This window comes from Cryobacterium sp. TMB1-7 (assembly GCF_004402435.1).
In the GTDB taxonomy this organism is placed as follows: Bacteria; Actinomycetota; Actinomycetes; order Actinomycetales; family Microbacteriaceae; genus Cryobacterium; species Cryobacterium zongtaii.
This window is the reverse complement of record NZ_SOFZ01000029.1, coordinates 218,947-236,087: the sequence shown is the minus strand read 5'-3', so window position 1 is coordinate 236,087 and position 17,141 is coordinate 218,947. Positions and strand designations below refer to the sequence as shown.

14 protein-coding genes and 1 pseudogene are annotated in these 17,141 nt (G+C 67.6%); 9 read left to right on the top strand and 6 right to left on the bottom strand.

Annotated elements, in window-relative coordinates:
- The first annotated feature begins 35 nt into the window (after positions 1-35).
- Both E3O60_RS14195 and E3O60_RS14190 read left to right on the top strand, forming a co-directional pair.
- The gene (locus tag E3O60_RS14195; protein ID WP_134480085.1) at positions 36-416 is read left to right on the top strand and encodes a MerR family transcriptional regulator; all 381 of its coding nucleotides are present in this window, start codon (positions 36-38) and stop codon (positions 414-416) included.
- Positions 413-1,393, top strand: coding sequence for an aldo/keto reductase (locus E3O60_RS14190; RefSeq protein WP_134480084.1), 981 nt, complete (start codon positions 413-415; stop codon positions 1,391-1,393). Before E3O60_RS14195 ends, E3O60_RS14190 begins: the two co-directional genes overlap by 4 nt.
- An 87-nt stretch (positions 1,394-1,480) precedes the next feature.
- On the opposite strand, the gene E3O60_RS14185 is transcribed toward E3O60_RS14190, so the two are convergent.
- From E3O60_RS14185 to E3O60_RS14170, 4 genes and pseudogenes are all read right to left on the bottom strand, one after another.
- On the bottom strand, positions 1,481-3,673 hold the full coding sequence (locus tag E3O60_RS14185; protein ID WP_134480082.1) for a 3-hydroxyacyl-CoA dehydrogenase NAD-binding domain-containing protein: 2,193 nt from the start codon (positions 3,671-3,673) through the stop codon (positions 1,481-1,483).
- Positions 3,670-4,875 (bottom strand): thiolase family protein, encoded by a 1,206-nt coding sequence (locus E3O60_RS14180; RefSeq protein ID WP_134480080.1) that lies wholly within the window; start codon positions 4,873-4,875, stop codon positions 3,670-3,672. The genes E3O60_RS14185 and E3O60_RS14180 overlap by 4 nt, the downstream gene beginning before the upstream one ends.
- A gap of 77 nt (positions 4,876-4,952) precedes the next feature.
- Positions 4,953-6,164 carry an HRDC domain-containing protein gene (locus E3O60_RS14175; protein ID WP_370028113.1) on the bottom strand — a complete coding sequence of 404 codons (1,212 nt, stop codon included), beginning with the start codon at positions 6,162-6,164 and terminating at the stop codon, positions 4,953-4,955.
- 547 nt (positions 6,165-6,711) lie between these two features.
- Positions 6,712-7,266, bottom strand: a pseudogene (locus tag E3O60_RS14170) (DUF3000 domain-containing protein); the annotation flags it as partial.
- A gap of 65 nt (positions 7,267-7,331) precedes the next feature.
- On the opposite strand from E3O60_RS14170, the gene E3O60_RS14165 reads away from it, so the two are divergent.
- The gene (locus E3O60_RS14165; protein WP_088456337.1) at positions 7,332-8,567 is read left to right on the top strand and encodes a S9 family peptidase; all 1,236 of its coding nucleotides are present in this window, start codon (positions 7,332-7,334) and stop codon (positions 8,565-8,567) included.
- Positions 8,568-8,596: 29 nt separating this feature from the next.
- On the opposite strand, the gene E3O60_RS14160 is transcribed toward E3O60_RS14165, so the two are convergent.
- Positions 8,597-9,043 (bottom strand): SufE family protein, encoded by a 447-nt coding sequence (locus tag E3O60_RS14160; RefSeq protein WP_088456336.1) that lies wholly within the window; start codon positions 9,041-9,043, stop codon positions 8,597-8,599.
- Positions 9,040-9,942 (bottom strand): sulfurtransferase, encoded by a 903-nt coding sequence (locus E3O60_RS14155; RefSeq protein ID WP_134498432.1) that lies wholly within the window; start codon positions 9,940-9,942, stop codon positions 9,040-9,042. Before E3O60_RS14155 ends, E3O60_RS14160 begins: the two co-directional genes overlap by 4 nt.
- Before the next feature lie 164 nt (positions 9,943-10,106).
- Between E3O60_RS14155 and zapE the strand changes: the two genes are divergently transcribed.
- The 6 genes from zapE (at position 10,107) to E3O60_RS14125 (ending at position 17,108) form a co-directional block, all read left to right on the top strand.
- Positions 10,107-11,153 (top strand): cell division protein ZapE, encoded by a 1,047-nt coding sequence (gene zapE, locus E3O60_RS14150; protein WP_134480174.1) that lies wholly within the window; start codon positions 10,107-10,109, stop codon positions 11,151-11,153.
- Between the two features lie 177 nt (positions 11,154-11,330).
- The gene (locus tag E3O60_RS14145) at positions 11,331-12,551 is read left to right on the top strand and encodes an ammonium transporter (protein WP_134408720.1); all 1,221 of its coding nucleotides are present in this window, start codon (positions 11,331-11,333) and stop codon (positions 12,549-12,551) included.
- A gap of 75 nt (positions 12,552-12,626) precedes the next feature.
- Positions 12,627-13,133, top strand: a complete 507-nt coding sequence (locus tag E3O60_RS14140) for a type II toxin-antitoxin system PemK/MazF family toxin (protein ID WP_241980136.1) — start codon at positions 12,627-12,629, stop codon at positions 13,131-13,133.
- Positions 13,134-13,448: 315 nt separating this feature from the next.
- Entirely contained in the window at positions 13,449-16,112 is a 2,664-nt protein-coding gene (locus E3O60_RS14135; protein WP_166788997.1) for a LuxR C-terminal-related transcriptional regulator, read from the top strand.
- A 117-nt stretch (positions 16,113-16,229) separates the two neighbouring features.
- Positions 16,230-16,652, top strand: a complete 423-nt coding sequence (locus tag E3O60_RS14130; protein WP_088456332.1) for a DUF6325 family protein — start codon at positions 16,230-16,232, stop codon at positions 16,650-16,652.
- A gap of 114 nt (positions 16,653-16,766) precedes the next feature.
- On the top strand, positions 16,767-17,108 hold the full coding sequence (locus tag E3O60_RS14125) for an SHOCT domain-containing protein (protein WP_134480072.1): 342 nt from the start codon (positions 16,767-16,769) through the stop codon (positions 17,106-17,108).
- Positions 17,109-17,141: the final 33 nt, after the last annotated feature.

Sequence of the window (17,141 nt, the reverse complement as noted above, 5' to 3'; positions counted from 1 at the left end):
GACTTAGAGTGCGCTCGAGGTTTTAGGGTTGCAGCATGACCCCACCCGACGAACAGCTTTCGATCTCCGAGGTCGCCGAGCGCACCGGGCTGAGCGCCCATACGCTGCGGTACTACGAGCGAGCGGGCCTGATGCTCGCACCCATCCATCGGGCTGCCTCCACCCACCGGGCATACTCGGCGCGGGACGTGACCTGGATCATCTTCCTGACCCGGCTACGCAGCACCGCCCTGCCGATCGCGCAGGTCAAGGAGTACGCCGACCTCGCCCGGCGCGGCGAGGACACCACGCCGGAGCGCCTCGAGCTGCTGCAACGCCACCGGATCGCCGTCGTGGCACAGCTCGCCGAGATGCAGGCGAGCCTCGCCGCCATCGATCACAAGATCTCCCTCTACGCCGAAAGGACCACAGCATGAAACACATCACCCTGGGTACCAGCACTCCACTCGAGGTCGGCCGTCTCGGCCTGGGCTGCATGGGAATGTCAGCGTTCTACTCCGGCGCCGGCACCGACGATGCCGAGTCGATCCGCACCATCCGCAGAGCCATCGACCTCGGTGTCACCCTGTTCGACACCGCCGAAATCTACGGCCCGTACCTCAACGAGGAACTCCTCGGCCGGGCGCTGACCGGGCGCCGCGACGACGTGGTCATCGCCACTAAGTTCGGTACCATCCACCACCGCACCGATGGCTCCAGGGGACTGGACGGCAGTCCGGAGAACGTTCGCTTGTCCGTCGAAGGGTCACTGGCCCGCCTCGGTACCGATCACATCGATCTCTACTACCAGCACCGGATGGATCCGGGCGTGCCCATCGAGGACACCGTCGGTGCCCTGGCCGAGCTCATCAGCGCCGGCCTGATCGGTCACTACGGCCTGTCGGAGGCGGCGCCGGACACCATCAGGCGGGCCCACGCCGTTCACCCGGTCACGGCGCTGCAGACCGAGTACTCGCTGTGGAGCCGCGAGCCCGAGACGGAACTGCTGCCCCTGGTGCGCGAGCTCGGGATCGGTTTTGTGCCGTACTCGCCGCTCGGTCGGGGCTTCCTGACCGGCGCCATCCGTACACTCGACCAGCTCGACGAGGGTGACTTCCGGCGCAGTAATCCCCGGTTCGCCGGCGCCAACCTCGCCGCCAACATCCGCATCGTGGAGCAGGTCGACGCTGTCGCGACGGAACTCGATGCGACGCCGGCCCAGGTGGCCCTGGCCTGGCTGCTCGCCCAGGGCACCGACATCGCCCCGATCCCCGGTACCAAGAGGGTGGACCGGCTCGAGGAGAACGTCGCGGCGGATGCGCTTGTGCTCAGCGCTGCCCAGCTCGCAACCCTGTCCGCGATCGACGCCCCGGTCGGAGACCGTTACGCCGACATGAGCCCGCTGAACCGGTAGCCCGCATCTGTTCCCGAAACGGACAATTGTGGCCGGCGCACCGGCCACAATTGTCCGCACGGGCGACAGTTGTTGTGCCCTGAGCGGCTAGCTCAGCACGGGAGTGCTGCTCGCCGTTGCCGCGGAGCCGACGCCGCGCACCATCGGGGTGTGGAACGTGCCGCCGAAGACCCGCTCGCTGGCGCCGACCCTGTCGAGGTACGGAGTGATCCCGCCCATCTGGAAGGGCCAGCCGGCGCCGAGGAGCATGCACAGGTCGATGTCCTCCGGCGCGTGCACCACATCGTCATCGAGCATCCGCTTGATCTCGTCAGCGAGGCCGTCCTCCACCCGGCGCAGGATCTGCTCCGCCGTGATGGGCGTCGTGCCGCCTGCGACGATCTTCACCGCACCCTTGTCGAAGCCGGTGACCTTGCCGCTGGAGTTGCGCTCGAGGATCTTGCCGTGCTCGGCCAGACGGTGCAGGTTGGTGCTCTCGAAGAACCGGTCGGGGAATGCGGCGTGGTGGGTGTCCAACACGTGCGCGCCGACCTTGAGGCCGACCAGCTCGAGCAGCTCGAACGGGGTCATCGGCAGGCCGAACGACGCCAGGGCGCCGTTGACGACCGCGAACGGTGTGCCGGTGTCGACGGCGTGCATGGCCTCGCCGAGCAGCTTGGCCAGCACCCGGTTCACCACGAAGCCCGGGGTGTCGCGGGTGATGACGGCGTTCTTCCGCAGCTTGGCGGCGATCACCATCGCGGTTGAGAGGGTGGCGTCATCGGTCGCGGGGGTGTTCACGACCTCGATGAGCGGCATCACGGCGACTGGATTGAAGAAGTGGAAACCGACCAGCCGTTCGGGGTGGGCCAGCTTCGCGCCGATCTGCTCCACCGACAGCGATGACGTGTTGGTGGCCAGCACCGCGGTGGGGGAGATGTGCTTTTCGATTTCGGCGAAAACGTCCTGTTTCACCCCGAGCTCCTCGAAGACCGCTTCGATGACCCAATCGGCGTCGGCGAAGTCGGCCTTGTCGGTGGTGCCTGTCACCAGGGCGCGCAGCCGGTTCGCCTCGTCGGAGCTGATCCGGCCCTTGTCCTGCAGGGTCTGGATCTCACCGTGGATGTAAGCCACTCCCTTGTCGACCCTGGCCTGGTCGAGGTCGGTGATCACGACGGGTACCTTCAGCCGGCGCACGAACAGGAGGGCGAACTGGCTGGCCATCAGGCCTGCGCCGATGACACCGACTTTGCCGATGGGGCGTGCCAGGGTCTTGTCCGGGGCGCCGGCCGGGCGCTTGGCGCGCTTCTGCACCAGATTGAATGAGTAGATGCTCGCGGGCAGCTGATCGCCGGAGATGAGGTCGGCGAGGGCTTCGTCCTCCCGGGCGAAGGCCTCGGCCTTGGTGCCGGTGCGGGCCGCCTTGATCAAGTCCAGTGCCGCGTACGGCGATGCCGCGACGGTGCCGATGCGGGACTCGAGCATCTTGCGGGCGATACCGACGGCCGCATCCCACTTGACCATGCGCTCGATCTTGCCGGGCGCGTTGGGCCGGCTCACCGAAACGCTGCCGGCGATGACACCGTCTGCCCACCGGATGGAGTCCTCCAGGAAGGACACCGACCCGAACATTCGGTCGGCGATGCCCAGCTTGAGTGCGTCCGCGCCGGTCAAGGTGCGGTTGTTCTTCAGCGGGTTCTCAACGATGACCTTGAGGGCATTCTCGATGCCGATCAGGTTGGGCAGCAGGTAGGAGCCGCCCCAGCCGGGGATCAGGCCGAGGAAGACCTCGGGCAGCGCTATGGCCGGGACGCTCGCGTCGACGGTGCGGTAGTCGGCGTTCAAGGCCACCTCGAGGCCGCCGCCGAGGGCGAGACCGTTGATGAACACGAACGACGGCACCCCCAAGGTGCTCAGCTTGCCCAGGGCGAAGTGACCGAGCTGAGCGAGCAGCTTGCCCACCTCGCGGGACGGGATCTCGCTGACTTTACTGAGATCGGCTCCAGCGGCGAGGATGAACGGCTTGCCCGTTACGGCCACGCCGTGGATCTCACCGCGTCCGGCGCGGGCGGTGAGCTCGTCCATGACGGCGCTGAATTCCAGGAGGGTGACCGGGCCGAGCGTGTTGGGCCTGGTGTGGTCCCGCCCGTTGTCCAGCGTCACGAGGGCGAGGGTGCGGCCGCCGGAAAGCGGGACGTCCCGGACGAGCGAGTGGGTGACGACTTCGTCACCAGACACCACGATGAGCGGGGAGAAGTCCACGGTGGCGTAGTCGATGGGGGTGCTGGTCTTGTCGGTCATCGCTTGGCTGCCTTCTTGTTGAAGTGCGGGTTTTCCCAGATCACAGTGCCACCCTGGCCGAGGCCTATGCACATGGCCGTGAGGCCGTAACGCACCTCGGGGTGTTCGGCGAACTGGCTGGCGAGCTGGTTCATCAGGCGCACGCCCGATGATGCGAGCGGATGCCCGATGGCGATGGCGCCGCCGTACTCGTTGACGCGGGGATCGTCGTCGTCGATGCCGAAGTGGTCCAGGAAGGAGATCACCTGCACCGCGAACGCCTCGTTGAGTTCGAACAGGCCGATGTCGGTGATCGACAGACCGGCCTTGCGCAGCACCTTCTCCGTGGAGGGCACGGGGCCCAGCCCCATCACCTCAGGCTCGACACCGGCGAAGGCGAAGCTCACGAGCTTCATCTTCACGCTGAGCCCGAGCTCTTTAGCTGTGGCACCGCTGGCCAGAAGGCAGGCGGTGGCACCGTCGTTCAGGCCGGACGCGTTGCCGGCGGTGATGCGGCCGTGCGGCCGGAACGGCGTCTTCAGGCCGGCGAGGCCCTCGAGGGTGGTCTCGGGGCGCGGCGCCTCGTCGCGGGTGGCGAGGCCCCAGCCCGCGGCGCTGCGGGTTGCCACGGACACCAGGTCCGGCTGAATCTTGCCCGCTTCGTACGCGGCCGCGACCTTCTGCTGGCTGCGCAGGGCATACCGGTCGGAACGGTCCTTGGTGTACTCGGGGAACCGGTCGTGGATGCGCTCGGCGGTCGCGCCCATGTTGAGGGCGTCCTCACTGACCAGGCGTTCGCTGAGGAACCGGGGGTTCGGGTCGACCCCGGCGCCCATCGGGTGGCGACCCATGTGTTCGACTCCGCCGGCGATGGCGAGGTCGTATGCGCCGAAACCGATCGCGGCGCCCATGGTGGTGACCGAGGTCATCGCCCCGGCGCACATGCGGTCGATGGCGAAGCCCGGCACCGAGACGGGCAGGCCCGCCAGCAGGGCCGCGGTGCGACCGAGAGTCAGCCCCTGGTCACCGGCCTGGGTGGTCGCCGCGATGGCGACATCGTCGATGCGTTCGCCCGGCACGTTCGGGTTGCGTTCCATCAGTCCGGTGATCGCCTTGACGACCAGGTCGTCGGCGCGGGTATTCCAATACATACCCTTCTCGCCGGCACGACCGAACGGGGTGCGAACTCCGTCCACGAAGACGACTTCAGTTCTCTCGGCCACTTTGCCTCCATCACTCAAAACAGGTATCGCACGATCCTAGGGTGACGGAATAACCGGTGTGAATCCTTTGACTGTTCCTACGACTCAGCGTCGGCGGCAACGGACGCGCTTTGGTGGACTTCCACAAAGGCATCAGCGATTAGTTGTGCAGTGGCCTCAATCTGCCAGGTTCTCGCACCGAGACCGGCGAGGGCCTCGCCCACGGCATCGGCACCGGCAGGCTCCGGCGGCTGCCAAGCCACGCGACGCAGGTGGTCGGGAGTGAGGAGGTTCTCCAACGGCACCGCGCGCTCCTCCGAGGCCGCCGTCAGGGCGGCCCTCGCGGCCTTGTACCGCAGGTCGGCGTCGGGATTGCGGTCAGCCCAGGCGCGGGGCGGCGGCAGTGCGTCGCCGTTCGCCTTCACCGAGGGCAGGTCAACGCTGGCGAGGCCACGCAGGATGGCCTGCCACCACCTGTCGAGCTCGGTTCGGCTGGCGCGACCGTTGAACTCGCGAAGCTCGGCGAGAACGTTCCGGTTCGCGGGCAGCAGACGTGCTGCGGCCACGAGCGACGCGTCGGGAACCAAACGGCCGGGGGAGACGTCGAGCTCCTGGGCGAGGGTGTCCCTGGCGACCCACAGCTCGCGGGCCACGGCCAGGTTGCGCTGGCCACGCACGGCGTGCAGGCCGGACAGGCGGCGCCAGGGCTCCGCGCGGGCCGGCTTCGCTTCCTTGGCGAGTACCGCGGCGAACTCCTGGTCGGCGATCTCGGTCTTGCCGGATTCCACGAGCAGGTCGACCATGCTGTCACGGAGGTCCGGGAGTAGCTCCACGTCCAGGGCTGCGTAGACCAGCCAGCTTTCGGGCAACGGCCGGGTTGACCAGTTGGCGGCGGAGTGTTCTTTGGCTAGGTGAATGCCGAGGAGTTCTTCGACCACGGTGCCGAGTCCCACGCGGGGCAGGCCGAGCAGGCGTGCGGCGAGCTCGGTGTCGAAGATGCGGGTGGGGTCGAGGCCGACCTCGCGGAGGCAGGCGAGATCTTGACTTGCTGCGTGCAGGATCCATTCCTCGTCGGCGAGGGCGTCGTTGAGTTCGCTGAAGTCGCCGATAGCCGGTGGATCGAACAGGAAGGTGCCCGCATCCCGGCGGAAGATCTGGATCAGGTAAGCACGCTGGGAGTAGGTGAAACCCGATGCCCGTTCCGCATCGATGCCGATCGGCCCGGTTCCCTGGGCGAGCACGTCGAGTGCCGCCAGATAGGCTGCGCGGGAGTCGATGACCTGGTGGGTGACCACGGGTCGGTCAACCACGGGATGCACGATGTGCCGAGAGATACGCGACGCTGGTGAGATTCGGCGACGTGCTGGTCAGAGGCGTGTTGCCCATGCCTAACGCCGTGTTGCTCAGCGCCCCGGGGTTCATCCCCGGGCTGGTTTCGGTTCCGACTGCATTTCCTGCCATGACGTTCATTCCCGAGGTCTCCCTGCCGGCGCCTTCAGCGCCCGGCGCATCGAGGCCGGCCAAATCACCACCGGCCGTTTCCCTGCCGGCAGACTCGCGGCCGCCGGCGGCCACTCCCAGCGTATGCAATCCCGGGCCTGTTCGCAGAACAGACGAGGCTGACGGCCCGATCTGGTCCACCGGGCCCAGCGTGATTCCTGAGCTGCCCTGTTCTTTCGAGCCCTGTTCTGTCGAGCCCGATCCCGTCGAGCCCGGTCCTGACACGCCATGGTCTGCACCCGGTTCAGAGGAACGGGGTACCTCAGCGCTGGAGGGACGCCCATGCCGAGCGGAGGAGGACGAAGAGGACGAGGAACGGGAGGAAGAAGGGTGGCCGTGGCGGGGCGGGGCGGGCAGCTCGCTGGCGGGCGGGAGGCCTGCGAGCATGCACAGCAGCTCACCCCAGCCTTCGACGTGTGCGGCGAGGTCGTTGTCCAACGGACTCCATGACGCCCGCAGCTCGATCTGGGCGCCATCGCCCTGAGCGGCGAGCTCACCGAAGCCCGAGGAGAGAATCTTGGTGGCGGTGCCGGAGGCGGCGGTGTAGTTCGCACCTCGGGTGTCCAGGGCATCCACCAACCAGGCCCAGGCGACCTCGGCGAGGAACGGATCGACTCCGATGTCGTTCTCGAGGGGTGCCTGCGCGAAGCAGACGACGCGGAAGGGTCCGCCCCAACTTTCGGGTTCGTCGGGGTCGTAGAGCAGAATGAAGCGTCCGGTACCGAAGTCGGAGTCGCTGCCGTGTCGCACCGGCGTGACATCCGCAGACAGTGCCACGGCATACGGAGCGAGGTTTCCGGGGGCCGAAATCTCGGTGACCACCAGCTCCGGGCGCGGGCTGGAAGAACGGATAGCTTCGAGCGCCGCGGCAAACTGCGCAGGGCGCTGGGGCTGATCCTCTGAATCGGGCACGTCTGCAGACTAGAGTTTTTTCCGTGGGGCTGGTGCGAGGCACGCCGAACAGCGAAGAGGTAGGCATGACAGGGATCGGTACACGAGCGGAATCCACGCGCGGCCTGGCGTCGGCGGGGCTGGTGATCGCGGGCGGCGCCGTTGCGGTGAGTGCCGCCGCAGCTCTGGCGGTCGGTGTGCTGGCCGGTGTCATGGCGCGCCGCATCGTGACCCCGCCCACCAAACGCGCCGACGATACGAGGGTGTTCGACGTCGACCTCGACGCCGGCACCATCACCCTCGAAGCGACCAAGGACGCGGTCCTTCCCGGTGATTACAGTTTCTGGTTCGCCGGTGACTCCGGACACGCGCGCCTGGGTGCCATCGAGTCTCGCGCGGCGAAGACCGTGACCCGCCGCATCCTGACCGTGGACTTCGGTGACCTCGGCTCGGTGACCTCGGGACGGCTGGGCGGCTATTCCTTCCTCGGGCCGTGGGACCTCGGGCTCGAGTTCTCCAACGTGACGGTGCCGACCGAGCTGGGTGATGCTCCCGCCTGGCTGATCCCCGCGTCAGAACCCTCCGGGCGCTGGGTGATCCAGGTGCACGGCCGTGGGGTCCGTCGGCACGAGACGCTTCGGGCCGTTCCCGTGTTCAACGCCGCCGGTTACACCTGTCTGCTGGTCTCCTATCGCAACGATGGTGAGGCGCCGCCGAGCGCCGACGGCCGGTTTGGGCTCGGCGACACCGAATGGCGGGACGTTGAGGCCGCCATCCAGTTCGCCGTGGAGAACGGAGCGACCCAGATCGTGCTGATGGGCTGGTCGATGGGCGGGGCGATCGCCCTGCAGGCGGCTACCCGCGCGAAGCACGACGGTCGGCTCACCGGCATCGTGCTCGATTCGCCCGTGATCGACTGGGCGGATGTTGTGGCCTACCAGGCGCTCACCCTCCGGCTGCCGAGGGCGGTGGTGCGCGGTGCACTGGTGGTGATGGGGCGCCCCTGGGGACGAATGGTCACGGGGATGCATCTCCCCATCGACTTCCCCCGACTGGACTTCGTGTCCCGGGCGAACGACCTGAGCCTGCCGATTCTCATCCTGCACAGCGACGACGACGGCTACGTGCCGTCAGCACCGTCCCGAGCCCTGGCCGAACGGCGACCCGACATCGTCACCCTGGTGCCGTTCGAGGTGGCCAGGCACACCAAACTGTGGAACTACGATCCGGCCGCCTGGAACGCTGCCATCCTCGGCTGGCTCGGCACGCTCGGGTCGGCACACCCCGCCGTGACGGCGGCCGGATACACCGGCGACCGGTAGGCCTCGGCCCTCGGCGGGCGCAGGCCACGCTAGCCCAGGGCGGCCTGCCGTTCGCGCAGCTGACGCTTGGTTCGACCCAGCATGGCGGTCATGCCACGCAGCCGGAGCGGCGAAACGGCCTGGGTGAGGCCGATCGACTGCGGATAGTCATCCGGAACGGCCAGGACCTCGTCGACGCTGAGGCCGTCCAGGCCCTGAGCGAGGATCGAGGCGAAGCCCCGGGTTGTGGGCGACTCCGCAGGCGCCGTGGCATAAAGGTGTACGGAACGGTCGTCGTCAACCTCGACGAAAATGAACACCGGCGACTGGCACTCCACGACACGTTCGAACAGGTCGGGATGGTCCCGGTACTTCTCGGGAAGGTCCGGCAGCTCGTTGGAGAACTCCAGCAGCAGCATCAGGCGATCCGGTTGTTCGAGCGCGAGGAAATCCTCGCGGATCTCGGCAAGCTGGCTGGGAAGGTCGACGGTGCTCATCGGGGTTCCGGGGCGGTTCCGGGGGCTGTGCCCTGCACGATCGGGACCCGTACCGCGCTGCCCCACTCTGTCCAGGAACCGTCGTAGTTGCGTACGTTCTCGAGTCCGAGCAGGTGGGTCAGCACGAACCAGGTGTGGCTGGATCGCTCGCCGATGCGGCAGTAGGCGATCACGGGCTCGTCGCCGGTGATCCCGGCATCGTCGCGGTAGATGGCGTCGAGCTCGGCACGGGGCCGGAAAGTGGCGTCCTCGGCCGCGGCACGGGCCCACGGCACCGACACCGCCGAAGGGATGTGGCCGGCCCGGAGGGATCCCTCCTCGGGGTAGGCGGGCGCGGTGGTGCGTTCGCCGCTGTATTCCTCGGGCGAGCGCACGTCGATGAGCGGGTGGCCGAAGTGGGCGAGAACGTCGTCCTTGAACGCGCGGATGGGGGCGTCTGCCCGCTCGACGACAGGGTATTCGGCCGGTTCGGCCGCCTCGCGGTCCGTGCTCAGTTCGCGGCCCTCGGCGATCCACTTCGCCCGGCCGCCGTCGAGCAGGCGCACGTCGTCGTGGCCGAACAGGGTGAACACCCAGAGGGCATATGCCGCCCACCAGTTGCTCTTGTCTCCGTAAATCACCACGGTGCTGTCGCGGCTGATGCCCTTGCGGCCCAGCAGGGCGGCGAAGCCGGCCCCGTCGATGTAGTCGCGCTCCACGGGGTCGTTGAGGTCGGTGTGCCAGTCGATCTTGACTGCGCCGGGAACGTGGCCGGTCTCGTACAGAATGACGTCTTCGTCGGATTCGACCACGACCAGGCCGGGGTCGCCGAGGTGGGCCTGCAGCCAGTCGGTTGACACCAGGCGTTCGGGATGCGCGTACGCCGCGAACGTGGCTGACGGATCTGTTTCGACGGTCATGGTTTCCTCCCGGAGGGCTCGTGAACCTGGACGACGGCGCGGCCCTGGTGTGCGTGCATTTAGGCTGGTGGACAACCTGCGCGCAGGTCTCCAAGGTACAAGGCAGAACCCCACACCGAAATTCCACCAGGATGTCGGGGACAGACAGGAACCGGATGTCAAACATGGTCAGTGCGACCCAAAAGTTGCCCCTTCGACTCGTCGACAGGTCGCCATCCATCACCGGTGCGGAGATCGTCTCGGAGCTGGTGCCGCCACCGCAATTCGAACACGCCTCATTCGAGTCCTACCGCCCTGACCTGGACTATCCGTCCCAGCTCGAGGCGGTGGAGCGGCTGAACACCTTCGCAGCGTGGCGGGCCCGACCGGGCGGTTTCTTCTCCCGCACCCGCAAGGCCAAGGCCGATTTGCCCGGCATCTACCTCGACGGCGGCTTCGGCGTCGGCAAGACCCACCTGCTGGCAGCGCTCTGGCACGGCGCACCCGGTCCCAAGTATTTCGGCACCTTCATCGAGTACACGGCGCTGGTCGGCGCCCTGGGCTATGCCGAGACCGTGACCCAGCTCTCCGGCGCGAAGCTCATCTGCATTGACGAGTTCGAGCTCGACGATCCGGGGGACACCATGCTGATGACTCGGCTGCTGGGCGAGCTGATCGCCTCCGGCACCCGGGTCGCCGCCACCTCCAACACCCCGCCGAACTCGCTCGGCGAGGGCCGGTTCGCGGCAGCTGACTTCCTGCGAGAGATTCAGGCCATGTCCGCGAACTTCGAGACCGTGCGCATCGACGGCCTCGACTACCGCCGCCGGGATGCGTCCGGGCACGCCGAGGCCGTTCTGCCCGAGGAGTTCGACCGCCTGAACGAGGCACTCATCGAGCGGGGCTCCAGGGTGACGTGTGACGATTTCGGTGCGCTGATGCGCCATCTCAGCACCGTGCATCCGTCGAAGTACATCAAGATGATCGCCGACGTCGACGTGATCGCCCTGCGCAACGTCTACCTGCTCACCGACCAGACCGATGCGTTGCGCCTTGTGGCCTTCATCGACCGGGTCTACGACGCCGAGATCCCGATCATCGCCAGCGGACTGCCGCTACACGACGTCTTCGATGCCGAGATGCTGGAGGGCGGCTACCGCAAGAAGTATCAACGCTCCCAGTCCCGGATGGTGGCTCTCACCACGGGCGAGCTGCCGCCGCACGCGGAGTGAGCGGGCTGCAGCGAAACACGCTCTTAACGTTCTCGCCGATTGCGTAACCTCCCCGAAACACGACGGTACGGCTGGTGAAACGTCTGGGTCGGAGACTGAGTTGCGTACCCAGGACTGCCCGGCACACTCGTCTGCGGCTTTCGCGGTACTCCGGCTAACTAGGTGTGAGGACAGATGATGGACACTGGCAGCATTGCATGGGGGTTGACGGCAACCGCGCTGGTTCTGTTCATGACTCCGGGAGTCGCGTTCTTCTATGGCGGCCTGGTCAAGGCCAAGAGCGTCGTCAGCATGATGATGATGAGCTTCGGCGCACTCGGGCTGATCACCGTCCTCTGGATCCTGTACGGATTCAACATGAGCGTGGTCGACGGAGCCAGCCAGTTCGCGGGCAACCCGTTCAGCGACTTCGGACTCGGGTCACTGGCCACGGGTGAGACCGGCAACCTCGATCTCCTTGGTGCCACCTACGGGGCGACCTTCGCGATCATCACCGTCGCCCTGATCTCCGGAGCCGTGGCCGACCGCGCCAAGTTCGGTTCCTGGATGATCTTCGCCGGTGTCTGGGCCACCCTGGTCTATTTCCCGGTCGCGGCCTGGGTCTGGGGCGGCGGCTGGATCATGAGCCTCGGCGAGACCCTCGGCCTGCCCGGCGTCATCGACTACGCCGGCGGTACCGCCGTGCACATCAACGCCGGCGCTGCTGCCCTGGCCCTTGCCCTCGTCCTCGGCAAGCGGATCGGCTTCCAGAAGGGCATCACCAAGCCGCACAACGTGCCGCTGGTTCTGCTCGGTGCCTCGATCCTGTGGTTCGGCTGGTTCGGCTTCAACGCCGGGGCGGAGTGGCTGAACGGCCTCGCCAACGTCGGCCTGATCGTGGTCAACACCCTCGGTGCGACCGCCGCCGCCATCCTTGGCTGGCTCATCGTCGAAAAGATCAAGGACGGCAAGGCCACGTCGGTCGGCGCCGCATCCGGTGCCGTCGCCGGCCTCGTCGCCATCACACCGGCCTGCGCCAATCTCGAACCCGGTTGGGCCCTGCTCCTCGGTGTCGTCGCCGGTGCCGTCTGCGCCATGGCCATCGAGATGAAGTTCACCTTCGGCTTCGATGACTCGCTCGACGTCGTGGGCATCCACCTCGTCGGTGGCCTCATCGGCACCCTGTACCTGGGCTTCTTCGCGATCGGCACCGGCCTCTTCGTCGGTGGCGACCTCGGCCAGCTCACGGTCCAGGCCATCGCGGCCTTCGCGGTCCTCGTCTACTCGTTCGTCGTCGCCTACCTGCTCGGTCTCGCCATCGAGAAGACCATCGGCTTCAGGGTCAAGAATGAAGACGAAGTTGCCGGCATCGACACCTCGGTGCACGGCGAAGAGGGCTACGCCCTCGCCAATGTCTAGCGCTTGGACAACAGACCACTGAGGCAGCAGAGCTGAGGCATCTGGGGGACCAGGGCGGTGGGGTAGTGTTCGGGTGTGTTCCGCACTCGGCACCTCCTCACCGCCCTTCGGTCTGCCCTCTTCGGCTCCCGGACCGTCGGAGTGCCGCGCACGGGAACCGCCCCCGGCCAATCCGGTCCTGACGCCACGATCGAACTCGATCCGACGACGGTGCGACGCGCGGGCTGGGGCTATGCGCCCGAAACCGACGGCGCCCTGGACCCGGGCGAGATCGTCTGGACGTGGGTTCCCTACGAGGAACTGGACGGTCGGGGTAAAGACCGGCCGGTGGTCGTCATGGCGACGCTGTCCGAGGGCAACATGCTGGCGGTGCAGCTGACGAGCACTGACCGTTCAGGCAACGCGGACTACCTGCCGCTCGGTGAGGGGCCGTGGGATCCCGCACGGCGGCCGAGCTGGGCGGGGCTCGCCCGGGTGTTCCAGGTGCACCAGGGCGGGGTCCGCCGTGAAGGAACCGTCGTGGATGCCGCACGGTACCGGATGATCGAGCGGGCGCTGCGGACTCGGTACGGCTGGCGCTGACCGCGCTCGGTGTTGCACCAGCGAGTCGGGCCGCCCCTTGACCAGGCCCGGCCACCGCGGCATTATCACCTCACTGGCGGTGACCCGAACACCGCGAGAACTCCGTCAAGGTCCCGGTTCGCCGGGGCCTTGACGGGGTAGCCATGTCCCACGCAGCTGCTGCGCCACTATTCCTGTCGCCGCGGCTGATGTTGTGGCTGACGTAGCGCAATGGATGCAAATCGAGGACGTTTCCCGATGGCCCCCCCACTCACTCCGGTCCCGCCTCTGAATCCCGCCCCGCCCCGCACGCCGGCAGCTCCAATCGCGTCGGCCGTGTCAAGCCTGTCCCCGGCCCTGTCCCCAGCTGTGGAGCTCGCGATACCGCAGGCCTCCCCGTTGCCCGCCGGGCTCGCTGCCGAACCGGCGTGGTACCTGCACCGCCCCCGACTGGATTCTGTGCTTGAGCGGCTGACCGGGCCTGACGCCAGGGTCCTCGTCCTCTGGGACTCCGCGGGGTCGGGCAAAACCACGCTGATGGCGGGCTGGGCGCGGCGGCTCAGAGCTGAGACCCAGACTGTGCGGTGGTTCAACGGCGCCGCGCTCCGCGACGCCAGGGACCCTGACGAGATCCGGCAGCGGCTGCTGGCGGGCGGAGACGGACCTGACGCCTCCGGGCCGGGCCGGACGTTCGTGTTCGTCGACGACCTGCACCTTGCCGAGCGGCCGTCGTCCCCGAACCGCACGAATCTTGATGGCATCCTCGAGGCGCTGGTCGATATGTCCCCGGGGGTCCGCATCGTCGTGTCCGGCCGTCACCGGCCCGTGGCGGGGATAGCGCCGCTGGAGGCCGCCGGCGTGCTCATCGAGTGCGCCGGGGACAGCCTGGCCTTCACGCTCGAGGAGACCTTCAACCTGGCGGCGCAGCACCATATCGACCTGCCCGCCGAGGACGGTGCCATCCTCAGGCGCCGGACCGGCGGCTGGGCAACCGGCCTTGCGCTCGCTCTCACCTGGCGAGAATCCGAGGGAGCCGCGCTGGACCTCAGTCGCTTCGACGGCGACAACCCGGCGGTGGCGGACTATCTTGCGGCCGAGGTGGTCACGGGCCTGGACACCGGCGATCGGGAGGTCCTGTTGGCGTCAGCGCTGAGCGAGGTGGTGCCTCTCGACTTGGCGGTGGCCGTGACAGAGCGCGCCGATGCGGGCGAGGTGCTCGAGCGGCTGGCCCGCCACAACATGCTGATCGGGCGGGAGCCTGCTGGGCCGGGCGGGGCCGGCTACCGATATCACCCGATCCTGCTCGCATACCTGCAGGGAGAGGGACGTAGGTTGGACGCCGGCGCCGCGACCGCCAGGCATCTCCTGGCCTGTCAGTGGTTCGCGGACCGGGCCTGCGCGCCGGCAGCGGTAGAGCAGTCGCTTGTGGCGCACGATCCAGAGCTCGTGGGCGCGTTGCTCGAACGGTTCGGCCTCGTGCTGGTCCTGTCCGGTGCGACGGATCTTGTGGGTCGCGCCCTGGACGAGATCGAGGGCCGCGTGGTGTCCACCGCGACACTGTGCCTGCGACTGCTCCTCGAGCCCCCGTACGTCCCTGCCCGGCGGCGGGTGCAGCAACTCCTGGTGGCCGCCGCTGCGGCCGCCCGGGACTTTCCCGAGCATGACCGCACCGATGCGAGCTCGACTCGATGGACGTTTGTGGTCGCCATTCTGCAGGCGTTCCACGCTACTGAGCGGCCCGACATCGAGAATCGTTTGGCAGCCCTGCAGGGCGATGCGCCATCGGCCGCGCGGCAGGTCCTGGCCGTCGACCTGTTAGCCGCAACGGCCCAGGGCCGCTGCCGGGACAAGCTCGGTGAGCCCGGTCCAGCGGAGGACATTCTCAGAGAGGTTGCGGACTCGGCCAGGGACGTGGGTTTGGACTGGTTGTTCCTGTTGGCCTGTGACCTGGCGGCGACGGCGGCGGGGCATGCCGGCAACTGGGTGCACGTGGCGATGCTCGAAGCCCAGATGGCCACGACGGCGTCAGAGATGGGAGCTCTCGTGGGAGCCGAGCGGCCCGTCGACCACGCCGCCGGCAGGGCGCTGCTCTACGCGATGATTCACCGGTACGAAGCCTGCCAGCCGGTTGACCCGGTAATTCTTGAGGCCTTGGCAGCACGAGAGGACAGGGGCTCTGATGCCGGCATCAGCGTACCCGCAGAGGTGCTGTTGCTCTTGAGCCAGCTGGACAGCGCGGTACGTTCACGCCAGGCCCTCGACAGGTTGATGCTTCTGATGCGTGAGGTCGGCACTGAGCATCCGCGGGCCCTGAGCCTGTGCTGCATACCCTTGATCGAACTGAGCGGCGCACTGGACGGACGGCTGGAAACCCAGTTGGTTGTTCGCCTGATCGAACGGGCGCTGGGGGAGAACTCTCTGGAGTCGCTGCTGATCAGGTTCCTCCTCGTCCCACCCACCAGGGCCGGCCATCCCGCTGAGGAACGGCTTCGCGGAGCGGCCCTCGAGGAACGCACCGCATGGCGCGGTGCGACGATCGTCAGCGCCTGGATCGCTCTGGCCCATGTGGCGGATGTGTCAGGCCGACACGTCGAGGCGGACGCCCGGCTGCTTCGAGCCCTGCGGCTCGCGAGCAGGATCGGCTGTGAACGGGCATTCCTGGCCGTCGGTGGGCAGGGCACCGCTCTCATCCGCGGTCGCCTCGGCCGACTCGGTGATCTCGACGACTTCGCCCGGCACATTCTCCGCGCTGCTGACGCGCTGCACCTGCACGAGCGTCCGCCCGCGCTCGACCACGGCCGGAACAGTCCTGCGCTCACCCAACGAGAGCGAGAGATCCTGCGGGAGCTGCCGTTCCACCAGTCCGTGGCAGACATCGCGGGCAAGCGCAACGTCAGCCCCAACACCGTGAAGACCCACCTGCGCAACATCTACCAGAAGCTCGAGGCCACGAACCGGGCGGACGCGGTGGCGATCGCCCAGGATCGCGGGCTGCTCTGACCGGGTCAGGTCCAGATTCACCCTTTCCGGGTGACTCGACCCCGGGGGTGCACGGCGACACTGAGCCCGAACCGGGTGGCGGTGCGTCTGCCCGCACGTTTGACGAAGGGACACTCGATGGCGGAATTCACGTACGGACCCGTGGAGATTCTCCTGATCTCCTTTGACGGCGAGAGGCCGGGTGCCGCTCTGAGCGAGGCACTGCGAGCCCTGATCGATGAGAAGACAGTCACCCTCCTCGACCTGATCTTCGTCTCTCGCAGCGTCGAGGGCGACCTGCGGATCGTCGAGGTGGAAGATCTGCCCGAGAAGGCGCAATTGCCGGACCTGGCACTGGGAGAACTCGGCCTCGCCGGACTGGACGATGTCGAGGAACTCGCGGTGGACCTGCCGCCTGGTACCTCAGCCGCGGTTCTGGTCGTGGAACTGACCTGGGCCCGGCACTTCGCTTCCGTACTGTCGGCATCGGGGGGAGCGGTGCTCCATCAGGAGCGGATTCCCGCGGCCGTCGTGAACGCGGTACTCGACGCCGCGGTTTGACCTCGCCGACATCGGATCCGCACCAAACCAGAGCCATCGACGCGTTCATCCACGAACAGTCATCCACGAACAGCCATCCACGAACAGCCATCCACGAACAGTAAGGACCAGATCATGTCACCACTTCGACGGGGTCGCCCCGGACTCCTGGGCATGGCCGCGCGAACAGCGGTCGTCGCCGGCACCGCCACAGCCGTGAGCGGCAATGTGCAGCGGCGGCAGCAGGGCAGGGCCCAGGACGCACAGGCACAGGCCGATGCCGATGCCCAGGCACAGGCCGATGCCCAAGCCCAGGCCGAGTACGACGCCCAGCAGCAGCAGCAGCAGGCGGCTGCGCCGCCGGCCTCGGGAGATTCCGCCCTGCTCGACCAGCTGAACCAGCTGTCCCAACTCCACAATGCCGGGGTGCTCAATGACACTGAGTTCACGGCGGCGAAGGCAAAATTGCTGGCCTGAGAAGACAATCGACCCTTCTGACCCCGCACGCCG